The following is a 22,719-nucleotide window of genomic DNA, read 5'->3' as shown; positions in this document are numbered from 1 at the left end:
GAGCCGCTTTATAACAAGGGCTCTAAAAAGCTGTCAACAAGCCACCCAGGCAAATGCGTACTAATGCGTGCTAATTCTTTCCTTAGAGTCAGACTCGCGTTTTTCATCCTTTGCAACTATCTCTGGAGCTACATCTGGCAAGGGCTCCGGCGCGTATTGCAGCGCAATTTGCAGGACCTCGTCAATCCATTTAACCGGTTTAATCTGCAGATCTTGCTTGATGTTGTCAGGAATTTCCTTCAGATCGCGTACGTTCTCTTCAGGAATGATCACCGTCTTGATTCCTCCACGGTGAGCTGCGAGCAGTTTTTCTTTCAAACCACCAATCGCCAGCACCTGGCCACGTAGCGTAATTTCGCCAGTCATGGCGACGTCCGCGCGCACAGGAATCCCGGTCAATGCCGACACCAGAGCCGTGCACATGCCCACACCGGCGCTAGGGCCGTCCTTCGGGGTTGCCCCTTCCGGCATGTGGATGTGCGTGTCGCGCTTCTCGTGGAAGTCCAGGGGAATCCCCAGGCTCTTCGCACGACTGCGAACAACGGTCAGGGCCGCAGTGATCGATTCGACCATGACGTCACCCAGGGAACCGGTCTTGATCAACTGGCCTTTACCCGGCACGACAGCGGCTTCGATGGTCAGCAATTCGCCGCCCACTTGAGTCCATGCCAACCCGGTTACCTGACCGATCTGATCCTGAGATTCGGCCAGACCGTAGCGGAATTTGCGCACGCCCAGGAAGTGTTCGAGCATCTCGGCAGTGACCTTCACCGAGAAGCGTTTTTCCATCGCGTGCTCTTTGACCGCCTTGCGGCAAACCTTGGCAATCTGGCGCTCCAGACCACGTACACCGGCTTCGCGGGTGTAGTAACGGATGATGTCGCGGATCGCTTCAGCGTCGAATTCCAGCTCGCCTTTCTTCAAGCCGTTGGCAGCAATCTGCTTTGGCGAGAGGTACTTGACGGCAATGTTGATCTTTTCGTCTTCGGTGTAACCCGGCAGACGAATCACTTCCATCCGGTCCAGCAAGGCGGGTGGAATATTCATGGAGTTCGAGGTGCAAAGGAACATCACATCGGACAGGTCGTAGTCGACTTCCAGATAGTGATCGTTGAAGTTGTGGTTCTGCTCAGGATCGAGCACTTCCAGCAACGCCGATGCCGGATCGCCACGCATGTCGCTGCCCATTTTGTCGATTTCATCGAGCAGGAACAGCGGGTTGCGGACGCCCACTTTTGTCATCTTTTGAATCAATCTTCCTGGCATCGAACCGATATAGGTACGGCGATGACCACGAATTTCCGCTTCATCACGCACGCCACCGAGGGCCATGCGCACGAATTTGCGGTTGGTGGCGTGAGCAATCGACTCCGCCAGAGAGGTTTTACCCACCCCGGGAGGACCGACCAGGCACAACACCGGACCACGAATTTTCTTCACTCGTTTTTGCACGGCGAGATATTCGAGGATCCGCTCTTTGACTTCTTCCAGACCATAGTGGTCTGCATCGAGAATGTCTTCGGCGCGCGCCAGGTCCAGGCGCACTTTGCTCTGCGCCTTCCATGGCACCTGAACCAGCCAGTCGATATACGAGCGCACCACGGTCGCTTCCGCAGACATTGGCGACATTTGTTTTAACTTGTTCAGTTCACCCTGGGCTTTGGCCAAGGCGTCTTTCGGCAAACCGGCGGCATCGATGCGCTTTTTCAGCTCTTCGATTTCGTTGTGGCCTTCGTCGCTGTCGCCGAGCTCTTTCTGAATGGCCTTCATCTGCTCATTCAGGTAGTACTCGCGCTGGCTGCGCTCCATTTGTTTTTTGACGCGACCACGAATGCGTTTTTCGACTTGCAGCAGGTCGATCTCGGCATCCAGCAACGCCAGAACGTGCTCGACCCGGGCCGACAAATCAATGATTTCGAGGATTTCCTGCTTCTGCTCGATCTTCAGGGCCATGTGTGCGGCCATGGTGTCGACCAGGCGGCCTGGTTCGTCAATGCTGTTTAGAGACGACAGGACTTCAGCGGGGACTTTCTTGCCCAACTGCACATATTGTTCGAACTGAGCCAGCAGGCTGCGTACGAACACTTCCGACTCGCGCTCTGGCGCGTCGACTTCGTCGATCAATGAGACTTCGGCACGGCAGTGGCCGTCCACTTCGCTGAAGCGCTCAACGGCGCCCCGCTGCTCACCTTCAACCAAAACCTTGACCGTGCCGTCAGGCAGCTTGAGCAGCTGCAGAACGGTAGCAATGGTACCTACACGATAAAGTGCTTCTTCACCGGGATCGTCGTCAGCAGGGTTTCTCTGAGCCAGCAGAAGGATCTGCTTGTCGCCCGTCATCGCTGCCTCGAGGGCTTCGATGGATTTCTCACGCCCCACGAACAGCGGGATAACCATGTGCGGATAAACCACAACATCACGCAATGGCAGGAGAGGCAATTCGATGGTTGTCTTCATGATTTCGCCTCTACGGCGGCCATAAGGCCGTAAACAGATGGAAGTGAGCTTGAAACCAAGATGGGGGCTACCTTCAAAAAAAACAAGCTTAAAGAAGGTGTTAAAACGCGCTAAAAGCAAAGGGGCCCGAAGGCCCCTTCTTTATTACAGCAGCTGGACGCTTAGGCGTCTGGCGCTGCCTTGGCAGCCGGCTCACTGTTTTCGTAGATATACAGTGGCTTGGACTTGCCTTCTATAACGCTTTCGTCGATCACTACTTTACTCACCTCGGACTGCGAGGGGATTTCATACATAGTGTCGAGCAATACACCTTCGAGAATCGAACGCAGTCCACGGGCACCGGTTTTACGTTCCAGGGCACGTTTGGCGACCGATTTCAGAGCGTCGGCCCGGAATTCCAGATCCACACCTTCCATCTCGAACAGCTTGGCATACTGTTTGGTCAGGGCATTTTTTGGCTCGGTGAGAATCTGCATCAACGCAGCCTCATCAAGCTCGTCCAGCGTGGCAAGTACCGGCAGACGACCGACGAACTCCGGGATCAGACCGAACTTGACCAGATCGTCAGGCTCGACTTCACGCAGGGACTCACCGACTTTCTTGCCTTCTTCCTTGCTGCGCACTTCCGCGTTGAAACCGATACCGCCCTTGGTGGAACGGTTTTGAATAACCTTTTCCAGACCGGAGAACGCACCACCGCAGATGAACAGGATGTTACGGGTGTCGACCTGAAGGAATTCCTGTTGCGGATGCTTGCGACCACCTTGAGGCGGGACGGAAGCGACCGTGCCTTCGATCAACTTGAGCAAGGCTTGCTGCACGCCTTCACCGGAAACGTCCCGGGTGATCGACGGGTTGTCAGATTTGCGCGAAATCTTGTCGATCTCATCGATGTAGACAATACCCATTTGGGCCTTTTCCACATCGTAATCGCACTTCTGCAGCAGCTTCTGAATGATGTTTTCGACATCTTCACCCACGTAACCTGCCTCGGTGAGGGTGGTTGCGTCGGCGATGGTGAACGGAACGTTCAGCAAGCGAGCCAGTGTTTCAGCAAGCAGGGTTTTACCCGAGCCTGTCGGGCCGATCAGCAAGATGTTGCTCTTGCCAAGTTCGACATCGTCATTCTTTTTGTCACGCTGGTTCAGGCGCTTGTAGTGGTTGTACACCGCTACGGCCAAAACCTTTTTTGCACGCTCCTGACCAATTACGTACTGATCAAGGATGCCGCTGATTTCTTTAGGCGAAGGCAATTTATGCGCGCTGCTTTCGGCCTGGGCTTCCTGCACCTCCTCACGGATGATGTCATTGCACAGGTCGACGCACTCGTCGCAGATAAAGACCGAGGGGCCGGCAATCAATTTGCGCACTTCATGCTGGCTTTTGCCACAGAAGGAGCAATAGAGCAGCTTGCCGTTGTCCTCGCCGTTGCGGGTGTCAGTCATTCGTTCGATCCAAATCCGATAGGCTTGCAACACAAGATGAAGGCTATTGCGGGCTTTTTCAAGCCCGCTGGTGATCGGACGCGCCGACCAACCCTATTTTGAGCTGCTTATTTTAAGCGGGGCGCTGATTGATCACTTCATCGATCAACCCGTATTCACGCGCGGCTTCTGCACTCATGAAATTATCGCGGTTGGTATCGCGCTCGATTTCTTCAAGAGTGCGCCCGCTATGCTTGGCCATCAGCGTGTTGAGACGCTCACGAATGAAGAGGATTTCCTTGGCATGGATTTCGATATCCGAAGCCTGGCCCTGGAAACCGCCCAGTGGCTGGTGAATCATCACACGCGAGTTCGGCAGGCAATAACGCTTGCCCTGGGCACCGGCGGTCAGCAGGAACGCGCCCATGCTGCACGCTTGACCGATACAGGTGGTCGACACGTTTGGCTTGATGAACTGCATGGTGTCATAAATCGACATGCCCGCCGTTACCGAACCGCCCGGGGAGTTGATATAGAGATGGATGTCCTTGTCCGGGTTTTCCGCTTCAAGGAACAGCAATTGCGCACAGATCAGGTTGGCCATGTAGTCCTCTACCGGACCAACCAGAAAGATCACTCGCTCCTTGAGAAGGCGCGAATAGATGTCATAGGCGCGCTCGCCACGAGCTGACTGCTCGACAACCATCGGGACCAGGCCGCCTGCGGCCTGGATATCAGAGTTCTGCTGAATATACGAATTACGGAACATGCTCTGCAGTCACTCCCAAATAGTTATGTCTTGAATACGCATAAGCCAGCACGAAGGCTGGCTTATGGTGTGTGCTTCTTACCGCAAAAACGATCAGTCGGCTTGTGGAGCTTCTACCGGCTTGACTGCTTCTTCGTAAGAGACCGATTTGTCGGTCACGCTAGCTTTCTGCAGAACAGTATCCACAACTTGCTCTTCCAGCACAACCGAACGAACTTCGTTCAGTTGCTGGTCGTTCTTGTAGTACCAGGACACAACCTGCTCAGGCTCCTGGTAAGCCGAAGCCATTTCCTGAATCATTTCACGAACGCGGGCTTCGTCAGGCTTGAGGTCGAATTGCTTGACCACTTCAGCCACGATCAGACCCAGCACGACGCGACGCTTGGCTTGTTCTTCGAACAGCTCGGCTGGCAGTTGCTCAGGCTTGATGTTGCCACCGAACTGCTGAACAGCCTGCACGCGCAGACGGTCAACTTCGTTGGACAGCAGAGCCTTCGGCACTTCGATCGGGTTGGTGGCCAGCAGACCGTCCATTACCTGATTCTTGACCTTGGATTTGATCGCCTGGCGCAGTTCACGCTCCATGTTCTTGCGAACTTCAGTGCGGAAGCCTTCCAGACCCGTTTCCTTGATGCCGAATTGAGCGAAGAATTCTTCGTTCAGTTCTGGCAGCTTTGGCTCGGAAACAGTGTTCACGGTTACGGTGAACTCAGCGGTTTTGCCTGCCAGGTCGAGGTTCTGATAGTCCTCTGGGAAAGTCAGGTTCAGAACGCGCTCTTCGCCGGCTTTAGCACCAACCAGACCGTCTTCAAAACCAGGAATCATGCGGCCGGAACCCAGAACCAGCTGAGTACCTTTGGCGGAACCGCCAGCGAACACTTCACCATCGACCTTGCCAACGAAATCGATGTTCAACTGGTCTTCGGTTTGAGCAGCGCGATCGGCCACTTCGAAACGAGTGTTCTGCTTGCGCAGCACTTCCAGCATTTTGTCCAGATCGGCATCAGCCACGTCAGCGCTCAGGCGCTCAACCGCGATACCTTCGAAACCGGCAACGGTGAACTCAGGGAACACTTCGAAAATCGCGACGTATTCCAGGTCTTTGCCAGCTTCCAGCGATTTCGGCTCGATCGAAGGAGCGCCAGCCGGGTTCAGCTTCTGCTCAACGACAGCTTCGTAGAAAGAGGACTGGATCACGTCACCGACCGCTTCCTGACGCGCATCAGCACCAAAACGGCGCTTGATTTCGCTCATTGGCACTTTGCCTGGACGGAAGCCAGCAATCTTGGCCTTTTGGGCGGTCTGCTGCAGACGCTTGTTGACCTGGCTCTCGATGCGCTCAGCCGGCACGGTGATGCTCATGCGGCGCTCAAGAGCAGAAGTATTTTCAACAGAAACTTGCATGGATATTCCTCGTTGCACAGACGTTAGCCGGCCGTTTCCGACCCCAGAATCAAGGGCATGCATTCTAGTGGGTCAAACTCAAGAAGTCACCCTACTGAAAACGGGTAAAAAAGCAGCAGGCAATTTATAGGCGGGGACAAACGGTTGTGCCGCGCCCTGTTAGCAAACACAGCCAATCATGCCAGGGCTCTGCACCAATCCTTCTATATATAGAAGGCATCGGCAATCCATCCCTGACAGTTGACCCCACAAGGGGACCAACGGGCGAATCAGCATCATCGAGAAACATAAATTCGACGATCCTAGCCGCCCTCTCGACCCAGAACTTGCGGCCGCTTTGAAAATTCAGACTTCTGAAACAAAAACGGCGCAGCCCTTTTCAGGTGCTGCGCCGTTTTCTGCTATTAAATAGCTACTTGTAAATGGTGCGGACGGAGAGACTCGAACTCTCACACCTTGCGGCGCTGGAACCTAAATCCAGTGTGTCTACCAATTCCACCACATCCGCATCAAGCTTTTAAAGCAAAGGCGCCAGACTGTTAATCTGGCGCCTTTCTAAATATGGGGTGGACGAAGGGGATCGAACCCTCGACAACGGGAGTCACAATCCCGTGCTCTACCAACTGAGCTACGCCCACCATATTGCCATGCTGCGTTACTTGTGCCAAAGCTGCCTAATGGCGCACCCGGCAGGACTCGAACCTGCGACCATCCGCTTAGAAGGCGGATGCTCTATCCAGCTGAGCTACGGGCGCCTTGTTAATCTGTATTCTTGGACGATTACAAACTAAGTGCTTTCAGTCTCACCGAATCAAACATCAACTCTGCTCGACCTTCTTAACCAGTGCTAGGCTGTGCCCGACAAGTGCGACGAATGTTATAGGTGACCCTGAAGGTCGTCAACTCTTTTTTAAAAAAAATTCATTTAATTAAAGGGGTTAGGGGAATTTGCAGACCAAGCGCCTTTGCCCTCACCTCATGACATGCGAGAATGCGTTCTCTTTTTTTCCCCTCTCGATGGTTAATCACGCGCAATGACTGCACAACTAATCGACGGCAAATCGATCGCCGCCAGCCTGCGCCAGCAGATCGCCAAACGCGTCAACGAGCGTCGCCAGCAAGGTCTGCGCACGCCCGGTCTCGCGGTGATCCTGGTCGGCAGCGATCCCGCCTCTCAGGTTTATGTCTCGCACAAGCGTAAAGACTGTGAAGAGGTCGGCTTCATTTCCCAAGCCTACGACCTGCCTTCCGAAACCACTCAAGAAGCACTGACCGATCTGATCGATCGCCTGAACGACGATCCGGCGATTGATGGCGTTCTGCTTCAGCTTCCTTTACCTGAACACCTGGACGCCTCCAAATTGCTGGAACGCATTCGTCCAGACAAGGACGTCGACGGTTTCCACCCTTATAACGTCGGCCGCCTTGCCCAGCGCATTCCACTGCTGCGTCCGTGCACCCCTAAAGGGATCATGACGCTGCTGGAAAGCACTGGTGTCGATCTCTACGGGATGGACGCAGTGGTTGTCGGGGCTTCCAACATTGTTGGCCGCCCGATGGCAATGGAGCTGCTGCTGGCCGGCTGCACTGTGACCGTCACCCACCGCTTCACCAAGGATCTGGCAGGCCACGTCAGTCGTGCCGATCTGGTGGTGGTCGCTGCCGGCAAGCCGGGGCTGGTAAAGGGTGAGTGGATCAAGGAAGGCGCGATCGTGATCGACGTCGGCATCAACCGCCAGGAAGACGGCAAACTGGTTGGCGACGTGATCTACGACACCGCCCTGCCCCGCGCTGGCTGGATCACTCCGGTCCCGGGTGGCGTTGGCCCGATGACGCGCGCTTGCCTGCTGGAAAACACGCTGTACGCAGCCGAAACACTGCACAGCTGAGTTCGCAACTTCATTGCTGCGACGAACAAAGGAACCCCGCCATTGGCGGGGTTCTTTTTGCCTGGATTTAAAACACTACCGCTCGCCGGAAACCTACAGGTTGTAGGGGTTTTCAAGGACTTTGACCTGTTCATTGATCAACCATCGACAGTTCTTCAGCCATACTCCTAAAATGCGTCGTTTTTAAAGAAACAACCCGTTACAGAACGGTTTATCCACACCTAACGAGTCTGCCAGCGTGAAAATCCGTCTTTCCATCCTGAGCCTATTTTTTGCATTTACCGGGACTTTCACCACGCCAACCGTCAACGCTGCCGACACCACTTCAGCGCCGCGAGATACGTCAACACTGAAGCTCGCTTCCAGCAGCGCATTGCTGATGGATCTGCAGACCAACAAAATCATCTATGCCAGTAATCCTGACGTGGTTAAGCCGATCGCTTCCGTCAGCAAGTTGATGACTGGGCTGATCGTGGTTGAAGCCAGACAGAACATGGACGAATACCTGTCGATCAACATCAGCGACACGCCGGAAATGAAAGGCGTGTTCTCCCGGGTGAAACTCAAAAGCGAATTGCCGCGCAGGGAAATGCTGCTGATTGCCCTGATGTCCTCGGAAAATCGCGCGGCTGCCAGCCTGGCCCATCATTATCCAGGTGGCTACGTCGCGTTTATTGCCGCGATGAATGCCAAAGCAAAAGCACTGGGCATGACCAGTACACACTTCGTCGAACCCACCGGCCTCTCCCCTCGCAACGTGTCCACAGCCCGCGACCTGAGCAAACTGCTGATCGCTGCGCACAAATACCCGCTACTGACTGAACTGAGTACGACCAAGCAAAAAACCGTCTCGTTCCGTAAACCCAACTACAGCCTGGGTTTCCGTAATACCGACCACTTGGTCAACAAGCCGAACTGGGACATCAAGCTGACGAAAACCGGCTTCACCAACGAAGCCGGTCACTGCCTGGTGCTGGTCACCAGCATGGGCAATCGCCCGGTTGCGCTGGTCATCCTCGACGCCTTTGGCAAGTACACACACTTTGCCGATGCCAGCCGTATTCGCAGCTGGGTTGAAACCGGCAGGGGCACCAACGTGCCATCTGTAGCCTTGCAGTACAAATCCGACAAGAATCTCAAGCATCGTCAGAGCAGCGTGGTTGAAGCGTCGAAATAAACAACAGGTAAAAGTAAGCCCCGATTCTTCGGGGCTTTTTTCGTCCAGCGTTAATCATTGGGCAACGGCATCTGGTCGTCATCCGGAATGCCATCCCCGGCACTCGGATCTCTCGTGCCGTGGGGATGTTCCGTTGGCACTACCATCGGACGCGCCAAGGGATCCCTCAATGGATCGTTCGGATCCATCACAGGGTCGATGTCTTTTTCAGGCGTGGTTGGAACGCTGTCCGGACGTTTGTCGTTGAAACTCGAATCGGTAGACATACGCACCTCACTCAGGCTCAGGGTTTCAGATCGGCGAGTGGATCGTAAGGCTTCGCGGGAGCCTTGGGATTGTCGCCCGGCTTCACATCCCTGGGTGCCTTGGCAGGTCCGATGGGGTCGACCTGAGGATCGGCGAGGTCCGGTGAATCGGGATCGAACCCCAACTCATCACCCGAAGAATGCTCAGACGAATGCGGGCCGACAGGGGTCTTGGAATGTGCCATGGGCGCCTCCTTTGAATCCGGCCCGGAGAAATCCGGGCCCTATTTCATTAGAAGTCGGCAAAGTGCAAGGGTGCCCGGCAAATGACGAACGGACTTATTGCGCGCTCAGCGCTTTCTTCGCCCTGGCGGCTGCCTGCTCCTGACCTGCCTGAGCAAGGTCGTTCGCGGCCTTGAGCCATCGCTGTTGATCGACATTGGCCGGCAATTGATTCGGCTTCTGGATCAGCACGGCCCAGCCACCGGCATCCTTGAGCGCCGCTTCAAACGAACCGAAGCCCATCAACTCTCGACGGTTCATGCCCGAGCGCAGCAGCACGGTCTGCTTCTGGCGGTTGTACCCGGCAAGAATGGCGTAACGCGGTTCAGCCCAGAACGCCGAGCCTTCGGTGAAACGCACCATGACCGGGTAACCGGCCGCAACCTGGGTCAATAGTGCCGGCAGATTGCTGTCGAGGGGATAGACGACCATGCCGTACTCGCGAGCGAGGTTCTGCATGTTCTGCTGCAACTGGGCTTCGGCACCCGGCAAATGCAACGGTTTTTCGAGCAACCCTGGCGTTATCACAATGCCTTGCTGGGACAACATGCTGGCCAGCACTTGCGGCCCACTTTGATTCGCCACGCCACGGTAGAACGTGCCACTGAGCTCGACGCGCTCCGGCAGCCGCTTGATTTCCGGTGCCACACTCCCCGCGCAACCCGCCAGACCGGCAACGCAGCCAACGACAAGCACTAAAGACCGAACTCGAGAAAATACCCGCACCATCATCACTCTCTTGATTTAGACGCCAGGCATCCGCGCTCCCGGCTTGGCCGTCGATCATAGGACGCCGCGCGGCAGCGGTATAGCCTTAAGCGGCAGATGATGGCATTCGATAGAGCGAACTGATTGGTGACAGCCGACCTTTGGTCAATAGTCTGAAACACAGCAGCGACTAGACTGTCATGTGCAAAGAGTGTGTGCCCGCAGCAGGGCGAAGAGGAGGCACTGATGAGCCTGGCGATGACCATTGTGATGTTGATTTCTGGCTGGCTGGCCGTTGCCGCCGCCATGTTATGGGGAGTCCTGCGCATTACCCGTCGGCACCATCATCCGGTTCAGTCGGCGCCAATGGCGAAACCCGATAAAACCACTGAACAGCACGCTGCCGCGCACTGACCGCCCCCCTTACGTATCCAAACAAAAACGGCCGCCTGGGCTCTTTCGAGCGCAGGCGGCCGTTTCGTTTGACGCGAGTTAAGCTTCAGCGGCTAAACGCTTCTGCTTCGCCCGCCGTGACATCATGTTCAAACTCTCGATCGTCGCCGAGAACGCCATGGCTGCATACACGTAGCCTTTCGGTACATGGGCGCCGAAGCCTTCGGCGATCAGCGTCATGCCGATCATGATCAGGAAGCCCAGCGCCAGCATCACCACTGTCGGGTTGTCGTTGATGAACTTGGCCAGAGGGTCAGCCGCCAGCAACATCACCAGTACCGACACCACCACCGCGATGATCATGATCGGCAAGTGTTCGGTCATGCCGACAGCGGTAATGATGCTGTCGATGGAGAACACCATGTCCAGCATCAGGATCTGACCGATAGCGGCAGCGAAGCCCAGGGTCACGGTCGAGGTGGCCGACGTTGGATCATCCGGCGCCGGGTCCATGCTGTGATGGATCTCGGTGGTCGCCTTCCACAACAGGAACAGGCCGCCGGCGATCAGGATCATGTCCTTCCAGGAGAACGTCTGGCCGAAGATATCGATCACAGGCTCAGTCAACTGGACGATGAACGCGATGGTGCTCAGCAGCGCCAGTCGCAGGATCAGCGCCATGCCGATACCAATGCGCCGCGCCTTCTGCCGATGCTGCTCGGGCAGTTTGTTGGTCAGGATCGAAATGAAGATCAGGTTATCGATGCCGAGCACGATTTCCATGACGATCAATGTAGCCAGGGCGACCCAGGCAGTGGGGCTTGCAGCAAGTTCTAAAAGGTATTCCATGGGTCAGTCCTGACTCGTTTAAGACGGTTTAGATTTCCTGGGACGAAGATTCGGTTTTGTCCGTTTCCTTGGCCGATTGTTCTTTCTTGCTGATCAGACCACCCGTGGCATCGCTGATCGCTTGCTCTGCGGCTTTGTGGGTATCGTCGATCGCTTGTTTGGCGGTTTCGGCAGCCTTGCCCATCAGTTGCTGAGCGCTTTTTTCGGCCTGGTCACAACCGGCCAATACCAGTAAAGACGTGATCAGCAGTGCCGTGGTTTTAAGCTTCATGATGCTTTCCTCGATAGAACAGACAGGGCGAAAAGGCCACCCGTCGATAGCGGGGCATTCTAGGGAGGCAAACACTTCAGGAAAATTCGTATTTTTAGCGGCTATACTTCGGGTTTAACGAACTGTAGGTCGTCATGCTCAACTATCGACAGCTGCATTACTTCTGGGTGGTGGCCAAGACCGGCAGCATCGTGCGCGCCTGTGAGCAGCTGAATCTGACGCCGCAGACCATCAGCGGGCAGATTTCCCTGCTCGAACAAACCTATGGCATCGAGCTTTTTCGGCGGGTCGGCCGGCAGCTGGAACTCACCGAAGCCGGTCGTCAGACCCTGCCCTACGCCGAGCAAATGTTCCAGTTGGGCGGCGAACTGGAGCTGATGCTGCGAGCCCAGCCCAACGAGCAACAGATTCTGTTTCGGGTAGGCGTGGCCGATGTGGTGCCCAAATCCATCGTCTATCGCCTGATTGCGCCGACCATGGAATTGAGCGAGCCGCTGCGCATCACTTGTCGAGAAGACAAACTGGAACGCCTGCTCGCCGACCTGGCGATCCAGCGGCTCGACCTGGTGATTTCCGACAGCCCGATGCCCTCGCACCTGGACATCAAGGGCTACAGCCAGAAACTCGGGGAATGCGGGATCAGCTTCTTCGCCACTGCTGGACTGGCGGCGCAATACGGTCAGGATTTCCCCCGCGGCCTGCACGGCGCACCGCTGCTGATTCCAGGACCGGAGACCGTGGTGCGCAGTCGCTTGCAGCGCTGGTTTGCCGAGCAGCAGATCCAGCCGCGCATCGTCGGCGAGTTCGATGACAGCGCCTTGATGCAGGCTTTCGGCCAATCCGGCAGCGGGATCTTCATCGGCCCAAGCGTGATTGCCGATGAAGTGATACGCCAATACGGCGTGGAACTGATTGGCCAGACCGACGCGGTGACCGAGTCGTTCTACGCCATTTCGGTGGAACGCAAGGTCAAGCACCCCGGCATTGTCGCCATTACCGAAGGTGCCCGACGCCAGCTGTTCACCGAGATGTGAGGTGTCAGGCGCAGACTTCGCGGGGCTTGAAGGTCATCAGCGCGATGGCCAGGAGGATCGAGGCGAGGATAAACGCGGCCGCCGCGAAACCAAGACCTTGCAGGCCTACACCGTCGATGACCCTGCCGCCGATCATCGCGCCCAGGCCGATCCCCAGATTAGCCCCGGCAATGTTCAGCGATGCCGCGAACGCCGGCGCTTCGGGTGCAGCCTTCATCAAGCGCACATGGCTGACCAGGAACAACGCCGCCTGGGTCACGCCCCAGATCCCCATCGCCGCGGCCAGACCCAGCGGCGAATGAATGTTCGGCACCAGCGCCACCAGGCCGGCGATCATGAACGCGCAGAACATCATCGAGGCGATCAACGGATGACGATCCACCGCACGGCCGCCCAGTGAGTTGCCGATCAAGCCGACCGCGCCGAAGCCCATCAGGCACCAGCCGACCACCGTGCCGTTGAAACCGGCCAGGCGCTCAAGAATGTCCGCCAGGTAGGTGTAGGCGGTAAACATGCCGCTGAACACCAGGACCGACAGCAGTACATGCCCCACCATCAGCGGGCTGCGCAGGATCCTGAACTGCGAACGAAAGCTCACCTGATGCTGATGCAGATTGGTTTTCGGCAGGTAGATAAACAGCAACAGCGCCTTGGCAAACGCGATCACCGCCAGAATGCCGAAGGCACTGCGCCAGCCGAACGCATCGGAGATCAGTGTGCCCACCGGAATGCCGAACACCGTAGCGCAGACAATCCCGAAACCGATCTTGGCGATGGCACGACCGGCGTAGTCCGGGCCGACAATGTCCACCGCGGTTTCACTGGCCAGCGCCCAGAACACCGGCAGCCCCAACGCGGGGATCAACCGGGCGACGGACATCACCCAGATGTTCGGCGCAAACGCCGCCAGGGTGTTGGCCAAGCCAAACATGATCAGCACCGAGATGAACAATTTTCGGCGCTCGAACCTTGCGAAATACGCGGTCAGGAATGGCCCGAATGCGGCGACCGTGAACGCGAACAAGGTCACCAGCAAACCCGCCTGGGGGATGCTGACTTCAAGGTCTCGAGCGATCGCCGGCAACAGGCCGACGATGACGAATTCCGTGGTCAGGACCGTGAAACCGGCGGCAGACAACAGAAGGATGGGCAACAGCATGCACAACTCCAGAAAACGACGACACCAGCGATAGCCCGAAGGCCCACTGGCATGACTTGAAAATGAGGATGGCGAATCTTAACAGAGTGTTTCCGATCAGGGTTGCACGAACCTGCCGATCTCGTTGATCCGCGGGCGGCAGATCGTCACAGGTCTGAAGGACAAGGACCACGCTGTGATAAAGTCCGCGCCCTGCGATACGTACACCCTGCTCATCGGCCATTGATTGGCATTGATGTCGCGATACCCCGCACCTAATAAAATCAGAGATGCCGTTTTATGACCGCTTTATCCCCTTCGCTATGGTTCCGCCTGAATCGCTTGAGCCTGGTCGCACAAATCATCATCGGCCTGATTGCCGGGATTGCCCTGGCCCTGTTCGCGCCAGAGGTGGCCAAGTCCACCGCATTCATCGGCAAAGTCTTCGTTTCGGCGCTTAAAGCTGTCGCACCGATTTTGGTGTTCGTGCTGGTCATGGCCTCGATTGCCAATCACAAGCACGGCCAGGAAACCCACATCCGGCCGATTCTGTTTCTGTATCTGCTGGGAACGTTTGCGGCGGCGGTGGTGGCCGTTGTCGCCAGTATGTTGTTCCCGTCGAGCCTGGTGTTGGCCACTCACGACGTTGCGGTCAGCGCACCGGGCGGTATCAGCGAGGTGCTGCAAAGCCTGCTGTTGAGCGTGGTCGACAACCCGGTCAGCGCACTGATGAATGCCAACTTCATCGGAATTCTGGCGTGGGCGATTGGCATGGGCATTGCCATTCGCCATGCCGGTGACACCACTCGTGAAGTGCTCGGCGACTTGTCCAACGGCGTGACCCTGATCGTACGCCTGGTGATCCGTTTTGCGCCGCTGGGTATTTTTGGCCTGGTGGCTTCGACCCTCGCCACTTCCGGTTTTGGTGCCTTGATCGGTTACGTGCATCTGCTGGCGGTCTTGCTGGGCTGCATGCTGTTTGTGGCGCTGGTGATGAACCCGGCCATCGTGTTCTGGAAGCTGCGTCGCAACCCGTATCCACTGGTGATCACGTGCTTGCGCGAAAGCGGCATCACTGCGTTTTTTACCCGCAGCTCGGCGGCGAACATTCCGGTCAATCTGGAATTGAGCAAGCGCCTGGGCCTGCACGAAGACACTTACTCGGTCTCGATCCCGCTGGGCGCAACGATCAACATGGCGGGCGCGGCGATCACCATTACCGTGCTGACCCTGGCGGCCGTGCATACGCTGGGCATTGCCGTGGACATTCCGACCGCCATCCTGCTGAGCATCGTCGCGGCGATCTGTGCCTGTGGCGCTTCGGGCGTGGCGGGCGGCTCGTTGCTGTTGATTCCACTGGCGTGCAGCCTGTTTGGCATCCCCAGTGAAATCGCCATGCAGGTGGTGGCCGTCGGGTTCATCATCGGTGTGCTGCAGGACTCGGCGGAAACCGCGCTGAACTCCTCCACCGACGTGCTGTTCACCGCGGCGGCGTGCCTGGGCGAAGACGAGAAAGCCCAACGGTTGGCGTAAAACCCGCGCACTAAAAAGCCCGCCAAGGTGCACACCTTGGCGGGCTTTTTTACGTCGGGAGGTTTAGAACGCGCCCATGTAATCGCGCTTGCCCACTTCCACACCGTTGTGACGCAGCAATGCGTAGGTGGTGGTGACGTGGAAGAAGAATTGCGGCAGACCGTAGCTCAGCAGGTAAGCCTGGCCGGTGAAGCGTTTTTCTTTCGGCGTGCCCTGACGGGTGATGATTTCGATGCCTTCCTTGCCGTCGATCTGTTCCGGTTTGATCTCGCCGATGAAGGCCAGCACTTTGGCAATCAGCGCTTGCAGCTCGGCAAAGGTGGTTTCGGTGTCGTCGTATTTCGGCAGTTCGACTTCGGCCAGACGCGCGGAAACGCCCTTGGCGAAATCAACGGCGATCTGCACCTGACGGACCAGCGGGAACATGTCCGGGTACAGACGGGCTTGCAGCAAAGCATTCGGGTCGATGTTCTTGGCAGTGGCGTGGGCTTCGGCCTTGTTCAAGACGTCGCTCAGGGCGTTGAGCATTTGTTTGAAAACCGGAACGGAAGCGGCGTACAGGGAAATAGTCATGGCAGTCTCGTGTTGTGACAGGAGGGAAACGTGGGGCGATTATAGCCATGCGCGGTCCCAGGTGAAGCGATAGATATTGGCTGGCTGTCCGGGATGACAACGGCCGTTGTCGGCATCGGCACCGACAATCGACCACTGTGCGCGCGAAGTTTCCCCCAGTTCACGGGCGGCCTGCGGATTGAAACACCGGCTCAGCAGTTCGTCCGGCACCAAGGCGTACGCCTGACGGTGTTCGCGCAACCATTGAGCGGCCTGCTCGACCGTGGAGCCGATCATCCCGAAATGCACGATCGGCTGTCGGGCGAATAACCAATGGCCCTCACGCCAGTTGACCAGCACCAGGTCTGCGCCCTGGGTCATCGCCGCTGCTTGCACCATCAGCGCCTCGTGGGGATTGGGCCCGTCCTTGACCGGATCGACGAAACCGCGCGCAAACCACAGCGCGAACCACGTGACGGCCAACACCTGGAACACCCGCCGACCGCGCGGGCGCTTGCCGAACCAGCGCTTGAACAGCCACGGAATCAGCGGTGCCGCAACCAGCACCAGCGCCGGTAACGCCGGATAGATGTACAACTTGCGCTTGCCGCTGCTCAGGCAGAAAAACAAAACCACCAGTACGACCCAGCCCAGCAGCACCAGCACTCGACCGTCGCGCTTGCGCAACTGCCTGCGCCAGGCGGGCACGAGCCATGGCAAGGCCAGCACCAACGGCATCCAGTATTGCGGGATGACGTTGACGAAGAAGTACCAGAACGGTTCTCGGTGGTCCCACGCGGCGGCATAGCGCCCCGCTGTCTGGCGCAGCAGAATTTCCCGTGCATAGGCGATTTCATCAGCGGCGCCATTGAAGGCGATGGACACCGCCAAGGGCAGCAGCCAGATCGCGACGGCGCCAAACACAACCAAAAAACCCAGGCACCACTTGCGCGTCTCGCCCGGCATGGCCACCACGCCAGGCCAGCCTTTGCGCACCGCGTAGGCATACGGAATCAGCATCAACGCCGGGAGAAAGCCGACCCCTTTGGTGATCACGCCAATGCCCATGGCCGCGCAACCCGCGTAGAACCAACGCCAGGCGGGCCCGAGCAACAAGTGACGGGCCAGGCCGTACAGGCCCAGAGAGGTGAACAGAATCAGAAAACTGTCGATCTGACCGGTCCGCAGAATGCTGTACGTCTGATACGTGGCCAGGTACAGCAGCGCGGCTGTTCGTCCGGCCTGCTGATTCCACAACCGGCGCCCCAGGTCATAGAGCATGGCCGTGACCGATGTGGCAGACAAAAGCCCCGGAATATAAAGGGCAAGGGCGGGCATCCCGGTGATCCAGGTGAAAAACGCCACCGTCCACATGAAAATCGGCGGTTTATCGCCGTAGATTTCGGCGGCTCGATGCGGAATCAGCCAGGAACCGTTGTGCAGCATCTCCAGCGCAACGCCGAGGAATCGCTCCTCGTCGACATTCTGCGGCTGGCGCAGCCCAAACCCGGCGCCGACCAATAAAAGAGCAAGCAACATCAACCCCAGGCATTCGACGCTGGGTGACAGGGTTCGGCGCACAGTTCAGTCCTTCAAGGTTTTGCTGCGGGCAATCAATTGCAGGTTGCGCAAATAGACGATGGAACCAAACGCCTGACCGGCGATAAAAACCGGGTCCTGTCGGTAAATGGCGTAAGCGAACAGCAGCGCGCTGCCGACGATGCTCAGGTACCAGAAGCTCACCGGAATCACGCTGCGTTTCTTGTATTCGCTGTACAGCCACTGCAGGACAAAGCGACCGGTGAAGGCGATCTGGCCACTGAAACCGACCACCAGCCACAGGGTTTCGCGAGACAGGTTCATCCTTCGATCTCCTGCGCACGGGCATGCAGGCGCGTGCGCCTGATCAGCCACCAGACGCCGATCAGATCGAGGATGCCCACCAAGGCCCGGTCGATGTTTCCGTATTTGGATACCCCGGCCGTGCGGGGCCGATGGTTGACCGGATGGGTGATCATCCGGCCGTTATGACGCTGGATCAGCGCAGGAATGAACCGGTGCATATGGTCGAAGTACGGCAAGCGCAGAAACGCCGCCCGCTGTATCAGTTTCAGCCCGCAGCCGGTGTCCGGCGTCTGGTCCTTGAGCATCCGGCTGCGCAACCCGTTGGCAAAACGCGAGGCCCAGCGCTTGCTCGCGGTATCGCGACGGTTGACCCGGTGCCCGGCCACCAACTGAAGGTCGACGCGGCCCTGCTCGCTGCGCACTAATGCCAGCATGCCGGGGATATCCGCCGGGTCGTTCTGACCGTCGCCATCGAGCGTGGCCAGCCATTGGCCCCGGGCGACAAGCGCCGCATGGTAGAGCGAAGTGCTCTGCCCCAGCGAACGCTCATGGCGCAGGATACGCAACGTACTCAGGCCGCTGTGCCGCGTCTGCCGTAGCTCCTGCAAGGAAGCGTCAGTACTGCCATCGTCCACGACGATGATTTCATACGCCTCATCGGCCAGTGCAATACGGATTTCTTCGAGCAGCAATTTGAGATTGCTCGCCTCGTTCTTTGCCGGAATCAGGACGGATACAAATATGTCTTGGCTCATAGAGGCCCCTATTTCCCTGGATTTTCATGATCAAGGGCCGACGTTTAATCTCTGATAAAAGTGGCTGTACCACTTCACAAATTCGGCTACGCCGGCTTCAACTGTCACTTGAGGACGGAAATCAACCCACTGCGCCAATGCCGACACATCCGCCCAGGTCTTGACCACATCGCCAGCCTGCAGCGGCAGGAAGTTGCGCCGGGCTTTCCTGTCCAATGCCGACTCCAGACACTCGACGAAATCCAGCAGCGCCACTGGCGTGCCGCGCCCGATGTTGAAGATCCGGTTGGCGCCATCGCCAGGGCCGTCCGATAACGGCGGTCTCGGGCACAGGCGCGCAATGCTTTCGACGATGTCGTCGATGTAGGTGAAGTCGCGCGACATCTGGCCTTGGTTGTAGAGGTCAATCGGCCTGCCGTTGAGGATCGCGTCGGTAAATTTGAACAGCGCCATGTCGGGGCGCCCCCAAGGTCCGTAAACGGTAAAAAAACGCAGGCCGCTGGCCTTCAGGCCAAACAGATGGCAATAGCTGTGGGCCATCAGCTCGTTGGCACGCTTACTGGCGGCATACAACGAAATCGGATGATCGACAGCGTCTTCGACGCTGAACGGCATTTTGCTGTTGGTGCCGTACACCGAGCTGCTCGATGCATAAATCAGATGCTCGGGGCGATGGTGCCGGCAGGCTTCCAGCACATTCAAGAAACCGGTCAGGTTCGATTGCGCATACACGTCCGGGTTGTCCAGCGAGTAGCGAACGCCCGCCTGGGCTGCCAGATGGATAACCTCTGTGAAGCCGTGATCCTTGAACAAAGCCATCAAGGCGGGTTTGTCGACGATATCCAGTGCCTGGAAATGAAAGCCCAACAGATTCTTGAGTTCATTGAGCCGTGCGTGTTTGAGTTCCACGCTGTAGTAGTCGTTGAGATTATCGATACCGACCACCTCAAGACCTTCCTGACACAAGCGCTTGACCGTGTGATACCCGATGAAACCGGCGGCGCCGGTGACCAGTACGGTCATATCGGGCGCGCGCCGATCAGCGCATTATTGCGGGTCGATACCCACGTCAGCTTCATGTCTTGCTCCACTGCACAATTAATAAGGCCGGTGACGTCGTCGATAGGAGTTTTCGCCGTACCCGTGATGAACCGCAGTCATCTGCAGTCATGCATACGGTGCACGTCTGATTGTTAAGATGGCGTAACAGATTGATTTAGGTTTTGTGACCATTGCCAAGGGGCGGCGACGAATTCAGTTGCCATTGGCACACGTCTATCTAAAGTGCATGCCAGCAGGAGAAAATCATGAATCCGGGAAGGAATACACAATCATGAGCACCGAGCAAGAAACGACCTTCGACGAACCGCGACTCAACAGCACGGAAATCCGCATTCTGGGTTCGTTGATCGAGAAACAGGCCACCAGTCCGGAAACCTATCCGCTAACCCTTAATGCGCTGGTGATTGCCTGCAACCAGAAAACCAGCCGCGAGCCGGTGATGAACCTGACCCAGGGTCAGGTCGGCCAAAGCCTGCGCGCGCTCGAAGGCCGCGGCTTTACCAAACTGGTGATGGGCAGCCGTGCGGATCGCTGGGAACACAAAGTCGACAAGGCCCTGGAACTGGTGCCGGCTCAAGTCATTCTTGCGGGGCTGCTGTTCCTGCGCGGTCCGCAAACGGTCAATGAACTGCTGACCCGCAGCGGCCGCATGCATGACTTCGAAGATGCCGAACAGGTGGTGCATCAACTGGAACGCTTGATCGCTCGCGGTCTGGCGCTGTTGATACCGCGCCAGGCCGGTCAGCGTGAAGACCGCTACATGCACGCCTTGGGCGACCCGGCGGACATCGAAGTGATCCTGGCGGCACGGCAGAACCCGACCGAACGTGGCGCGGGTGCTGGCGTATCGGTTGAGCGGATCGAAGAGCTCGAGGCGCGAATTGCAGCGCTGGAAGAGCGCCTGGCCCGCCTCGAATAACCCTGCGCTACTCGCCGTCCCAATAATCCACGCCGTCGGCCGGCCGGGCGACGGCGACGAAGCCCGAGGCATTGCCCTCGGCGTCGACCTTGAAGTCGTCCATCACCGCGTACTTGCCGGAATCCGGGTATTCGCAAATCTCGGGTGATTGTTGGGTGCTGACCGCCAGGTAGCGCAGTTCAGCGTTGCTGGTGTTGATGATCTGGTGCGCGGCTTCAGGGCCACCCGGCGGGCAGGCAATGACATCTCCGGCGCGAATGGGGAAACGCTCGGTGCCCAAGCGAATCTCCCCTTCCCCGGCCACGATGTAAAACATCTCCTCGTTGACCCGATGACTGTGAAACGGGCTGCCACGCATCCCCGGTTCCAGCGCGTACAGGCGATAACCCAGCTTCTGCGCGCCGAGTTGCTGGCCGATGCGTGCCTGCCGTTGCCGATAGCGGTCGGCGGTGTCTCCCGTCGGCGCAAACGCTTCGGGCAGCGGCTCAAGTTCGGCCTGATCCAGATTAAGAATGGCAGGATGCATGAGTCACCCCAGTCACGGTTTCGCTTGCGGGGCAGCAGGATAGCCAAGGCCACTGCGGGCAAATTCCACGGCTTTGTGAAACTGCTCAGCGGTCGGCCGCACGCCCGTGTACAGCACGAACTGCTCCAGCGCCTGGATCGCGATCACTTCCAAACCGGTGATCACTCGCTTGCCTTCAGCACGAGCGCGCACAATCAACGGAGTTTCCGAGGGGACTGCCACCACGTCGAAAACCGTCTCGGCAGCAGCGATGGATTCAGCATCGAATGCCAACTGATCGGCCTCGGGGCCGGACATGCCAATCGGTGTGACGTTGATCAACATCTGCGGCCGCTCCGAGCCCAGCTCCGCTTGCCATCGATAGCCCAGCGACTCGGCCAATGCCCGTCCGGAACGCTCGTTACGAGCAACGATCATGCCATTTTTGTAGCCACCATCGCGCAAGGCACTGGCCACCGCCTTGGCCATGCCGCCGCTGCCGCGCAGGGCAAAGGTCAATTCCTTCGGCACCTGATGGGTGTCAAGCAACTGGGCGATTGCGATGTAGTCAGTGTTGTAAGCCTTGAGATGGCCATTAGTGTTGACGATGGTGTTGATCGACTGAATGGCCGCGGCGGAGGGGTCCAGTTCATCGACCAGCGCAATGCACGCCTCCTTGAACGGCATCGACACGCCGCAACCACGAATCCCCAAGGCGCGAATGCCGCCAACGGCGCCTGGCAGATCCTGACTGCTGAAGGCCTTGTAGTAAAAATTCAGGTCCAGTTGCTCATACAGATGATTGTGAAACCGCAGGCCGAAGTTCCCGGGGCGTGCGGAAAGCGACATGCACAGCTGGGTGTCTCTGTCGGGGTTCATCTGCATGAAAAATCTCCTTGAGTAGCACTTTCAGATGGACGGGATTAGCCAATCCATCGGGTCTGATCGATCATAACGGCGTGCATGCACGCGGCATCTCTAGACTGTAAAGATGCTAGTGCAGACCTTACACAAAATTTACCCAACGGCTGTGCTGATTTTGAAAAAAACGCTGTCTTAGAAGTATCCCCGCGACAATCCTTGGGTCTATTGCAGACACAAGCGCCGGGGCGAAGAACCGAGGAACTATCATGATCCGGAAAATCCCCACAGTAGCCTTGCTGGTCGGTGCTCTTGCTATCGCAGGGCAGGCAGAAGCTGGCGGCGGTCACCACGGTCACGGTTGGGAAGGACCGGCGGTATTTGGTGCGATCGTTGGCACAGCCATCGTTGGTTCAGCCCTCATCAACAGCAACCGCCCAGTCTATGTACAGCAACCGGTTTACGCTCAGCCACAACCGGTTTACTACGGCCCACCTCCGGTTTATTACCAGCCAGCACCGGTCTACGTGCAGCAACCGGTCTATTACGGCCCACCGCCGGTTTATTACGGCCCGCCCCGTGGTTATTACGGTCCACCGCGCGGTTACTACGGCCCTCCCCGCGGTTATGGCCGCTGGTAACGGAAT

The 22,719-nt window shown here is 57.5% G+C and carries 23 protein-coding genes, 3 tRNA genes and 1 pseudogene; 7 read left to right on the top strand and 20 right to left on the bottom strand.

Going from position 1 to position 22,719, the window contains the following annotated elements; translation table 11 throughout:
- Positions 1-60 precede the first annotated feature (60 nt).
- The 7 genes from lon to ACQ4OB_RS20645 all read right to left on the bottom strand — a co-directional run bounded on the left by lon (position 61) and on the right by ACQ4OB_RS20645 (position 6,809).
- Positions 61-2,457 (bottom strand): endopeptidase La, encoded by a 2,397-nt coding sequence (gene lon / locus ACQ4OB_RS20675; RefSeq protein WP_074878448.1) that lies wholly within the window; start codon positions 2,455-2,457, stop codon positions 61-63.
- Between the two features lie 161 nt (positions 2,458-2,618).
- Positions 2,619-3,902, bottom strand: a complete 1,284-nt coding sequence (gene clpX / locus ACQ4OB_RS20670) for an ATP-dependent Clp protease ATP-binding subunit ClpX (RefSeq protein WP_007946893.1) — start codon at positions 3,900-3,902, stop codon at positions 2,619-2,621.
- A gap of 112 nt (positions 3,903-4,014) precedes the next feature.
- Positions 4,015-4,650, bottom strand: a complete 636-nt coding sequence (gene clpP, locus ACQ4OB_RS20665; RefSeq protein WP_007901795.1) for an ATP-dependent Clp endopeptidase proteolytic subunit ClpP — start codon at positions 4,648-4,650, stop codon at positions 4,015-4,017.
- 93 nt (positions 4,651-4,743) lie between these two features.
- Positions 4,744-6,054 (bottom strand): trigger factor, encoded by a 1,311-nt coding sequence (gene tig, locus ACQ4OB_RS20660; protein ID WP_074878450.1) that lies wholly within the window; start codon positions 6,052-6,054, stop codon positions 4,744-4,746.
- A 423-nt stretch (positions 6,055-6,477) separates the two neighbouring features.
- Positions 6,478-6,562, bottom strand: a tRNA-Leu gene (locus ACQ4OB_RS20655).
- Positions 6,563-6,616: 54 nt separating this feature from the next.
- A tRNA-His gene (locus ACQ4OB_RS20650) sits at positions 6,617-6,692 on the bottom strand.
- 40 nt (positions 6,693-6,732) lie between these two features.
- Positions 6,733-6,809, bottom strand: a tRNA-Arg gene (locus tag ACQ4OB_RS20645).
- A gap of 279 nt (positions 6,810-7,088) precedes the next feature.
- On the opposite strand from ACQ4OB_RS20645, the gene folD reads away from it, so the two are divergent.
- Entirely contained in the window at positions 7,089-7,943 is an 855-nt protein-coding gene (gene folD, locus ACQ4OB_RS20640; RefSeq protein ID WP_430956346.1) for a bifunctional methylenetetrahydrofolate dehydrogenase/methenyltetrahydrofolate cyclohydrolase FolD, read from the top strand.
- 238 nt (positions 7,944-8,181) lie between these two features.
- The gene (gene pbpG, locus ACQ4OB_RS20635) at positions 8,182-9,120 is read left to right on the top strand and encodes a D-alanyl-D-alanine endopeptidase (protein WP_074878453.1); all 939 of its coding nucleotides are present in this window, start codon (positions 8,182-8,184) and stop codon (positions 9,118-9,120) included.
- A 50-nt stretch (positions 9,121-9,170) separates the two neighbouring features.
- Here pbpG and ACQ4OB_RS20630 read toward each other — a convergent pair whose 3' ends face one another.
- The 3 genes and pseudogenes from ACQ4OB_RS20630 to ACQ4OB_RS20620 all read right to left on the bottom strand — a co-directional run bounded on the left by ACQ4OB_RS20630 (position 9,171) and on the right by ACQ4OB_RS20620 (position 10,434).
- Complete coding sequence (locus ACQ4OB_RS20630) at positions 9,171-9,386, bottom strand: hypothetical protein (protein WP_074878456.1); 216 nt, start codon at positions 9,384-9,386, stop codon at positions 9,171-9,173.
- A gap of 17 nt (positions 9,387-9,403) precedes the next feature.
- Complete coding sequence (locus ACQ4OB_RS20625) at positions 9,404-9,610, bottom strand: DUF6021 family protein (protein WP_074878458.1); 207 nt, start codon at positions 9,608-9,610, stop codon at positions 9,404-9,406.
- Between the two features lie 94 nt (positions 9,611-9,704).
- A pseudogene (locus tag ACQ4OB_RS20620) lies at positions 9,705-10,434 on the bottom strand (peptidase C39 family protein).
- A 167-nt stretch (positions 10,435-10,601) separates the two neighbouring features.
- On the opposite strand from ACQ4OB_RS20620, the gene ACQ4OB_RS20615 reads away from it, so the two are divergent.
- Positions 10,602-10,769 carry a hypothetical protein gene (locus ACQ4OB_RS20615; RefSeq protein WP_162842864.1) on the top strand — a complete coding sequence of 56 codons (168 nt, stop codon included), beginning with the start codon at positions 10,602-10,604 and terminating at the stop codon, positions 10,767-10,769.
- Between the two features lie 78 nt (positions 10,770-10,847).
- Here ACQ4OB_RS20615 and ACQ4OB_RS20610 read toward each other — a convergent pair whose 3' ends face one another.
- Together ACQ4OB_RS20610 and ACQ4OB_RS20605 are read right to left on the bottom strand one after the other, a co-directional pair.
- Positions 10,848-11,597, bottom strand: a complete 750-nt coding sequence (locus tag ACQ4OB_RS20610) for a TerC family protein (protein WP_074878463.1) — start codon at positions 11,595-11,597, stop codon at positions 10,848-10,850.
- Between the two features lie 28 nt (positions 11,598-11,625).
- Entirely contained in the window at positions 11,626-11,868 is a 243-nt protein-coding gene (locus ACQ4OB_RS20605; RefSeq protein WP_074878465.1) for a hypothetical protein, read from the bottom strand.
- Between the two features lie 134 nt (positions 11,869-12,002).
- On the opposite strand from ACQ4OB_RS20605, the gene nhaR reads away from it, so the two are divergent.
- Positions 12,003-12,902: a transcriptional activator NhaR gene (gene nhaR, locus ACQ4OB_RS20600; protein ID WP_074878467.1), complete on the top strand. Its 900-nt coding sequence runs from the start codon at positions 12,003-12,005 to the stop codon at positions 12,900-12,902.
- 4 nt (positions 12,903-12,906) lie between these two features.
- Here the strand turns inward: nhaR and ACQ4OB_RS20595 are convergent, their stop codons facing one another.
- The gene (locus tag ACQ4OB_RS20595; RefSeq protein ID WP_074878468.1) at positions 12,907-14,061 is read right to left on the bottom strand and encodes an MFS transporter; all 1,155 of its coding nucleotides are present in this window, start codon (positions 14,059-14,061) and stop codon (positions 12,907-12,909) included.
- 279 nt (positions 14,062-14,340) lie between these two features.
- Between ACQ4OB_RS20595 and sstT the strand changes: the two genes are divergently transcribed.
- Positions 14,341-15,573, top strand: coding sequence for a serine/threonine transporter SstT (gene sstT, locus ACQ4OB_RS20590; protein ID WP_076028029.1), 1,233 nt, complete (start codon positions 14,341-14,343; stop codon positions 15,571-15,573).
- Positions 15,574-15,636: 63 nt separating this feature from the next.
- Here the strand turns inward: sstT and ACQ4OB_RS20585 are convergent, their stop codons facing one another.
- The 5 genes from ACQ4OB_RS20585 to ACQ4OB_RS20565 are packed head-to-tail and all read right to left on the bottom strand — an operon-like array spanning position 15,637 to position 19,748.
- On the bottom strand, positions 15,637-16,146 hold the full coding sequence (locus ACQ4OB_RS20585; RefSeq protein WP_074878472.1) for a DUF1993 domain-containing protein: 510 nt from the start codon (positions 16,144-16,146) through the stop codon (positions 15,637-15,639).
- 39 nt (positions 16,147-16,185) lie between these two features.
- Positions 16,186-17,706 (bottom strand): ArnT family glycosyltransferase, encoded by a 1,521-nt coding sequence (locus tag ACQ4OB_RS20580; protein ID WP_430956345.1) that lies wholly within the window; start codon positions 17,704-17,706, stop codon positions 16,186-16,188.
- A 3-nt stretch (positions 17,707-17,709) separates the two neighbouring features.
- Positions 17,710-17,988, bottom strand: coding sequence for a lipid-A-disaccharide synthase N-terminal domain-containing protein (locus tag ACQ4OB_RS20575; RefSeq protein ID WP_076028031.1), 279 nt, complete (start codon positions 17,986-17,988; stop codon positions 17,710-17,712).
- A complete protein-coding gene (locus ACQ4OB_RS20570; RefSeq protein WP_076028032.1) occupies positions 17,985-18,725 on the bottom strand; it encodes a glycosyltransferase family 2 protein in 741 nt (246 codons plus the stop codon). The genes ACQ4OB_RS20575 and ACQ4OB_RS20570 overlap by 4 nt, the downstream gene beginning before the upstream one ends.
- A 30-nt stretch (positions 18,726-18,755) precedes the next feature.
- Entirely contained in the window at positions 18,756-19,748 is a 993-nt protein-coding gene (locus ACQ4OB_RS20565) for an NAD-dependent epimerase (RefSeq protein ID WP_430956344.1), read from the bottom strand.
- A gap of 310 nt (positions 19,749-20,058) precedes the next feature.
- Between ACQ4OB_RS20565 and ACQ4OB_RS20560 the strand changes: the two genes are divergently transcribed.
- Complete coding sequence (locus ACQ4OB_RS20560) at positions 20,059-20,706, top strand: YceH family protein (RefSeq protein ID WP_102616349.1); 648 nt, start codon at positions 20,059-20,061, stop codon at positions 20,704-20,706.
- A 7-nt stretch (positions 20,707-20,713) separates the two neighbouring features.
- Here ACQ4OB_RS20560 and ACQ4OB_RS20555 read toward each other — a convergent pair whose 3' ends face one another.
- Together ACQ4OB_RS20555 and ACQ4OB_RS20550 are read right to left on the bottom strand one after the other, a co-directional pair.
- Complete coding sequence (locus ACQ4OB_RS20555; protein WP_074878484.1) at positions 20,714-21,232, bottom strand: cupin domain-containing protein; 519 nt, start codon at positions 21,230-21,232, stop codon at positions 20,714-20,716.
- 12 nt (positions 21,233-21,244) lie between these two features.
- Positions 21,245-22,096 carry a shikimate 5-dehydrogenase gene (locus ACQ4OB_RS20550; RefSeq protein ID WP_430956343.1) on the bottom strand — a complete coding sequence of 284 codons (852 nt, stop codon included), beginning with the start codon at positions 22,094-22,096 and terminating at the stop codon, positions 21,245-21,247.
- 245 nt (positions 22,097-22,341) lie between these two features.
- Between ACQ4OB_RS20550 and ACQ4OB_RS20545 the strand changes: the two genes are divergently transcribed.
- Positions 22,342-22,713 carry a hypothetical protein gene (locus tag ACQ4OB_RS20545; protein WP_430956342.1) on the top strand — a complete coding sequence of 124 codons (372 nt, stop codon included), beginning with the start codon at positions 22,342-22,344 and terminating at the stop codon, positions 22,711-22,713.
- The last annotated feature ends 6 nt before the right edge of the window (positions 22,714-22,719 follow it).

This window comes from Pseudomonas sp. ES4, from assembly GCF_050586665.1.
Classification (GTDB): domain Bacteria; phylum Pseudomonadota; class Gammaproteobacteria; order Pseudomonadales; family Pseudomonadaceae; genus Aquipseudomonas; species Aquipseudomonas frederiksbergensis.
Note: the sequence above shows the minus strand (reverse complement) of the source record. Positions and strands in the feature narration are given on the sequence as shown.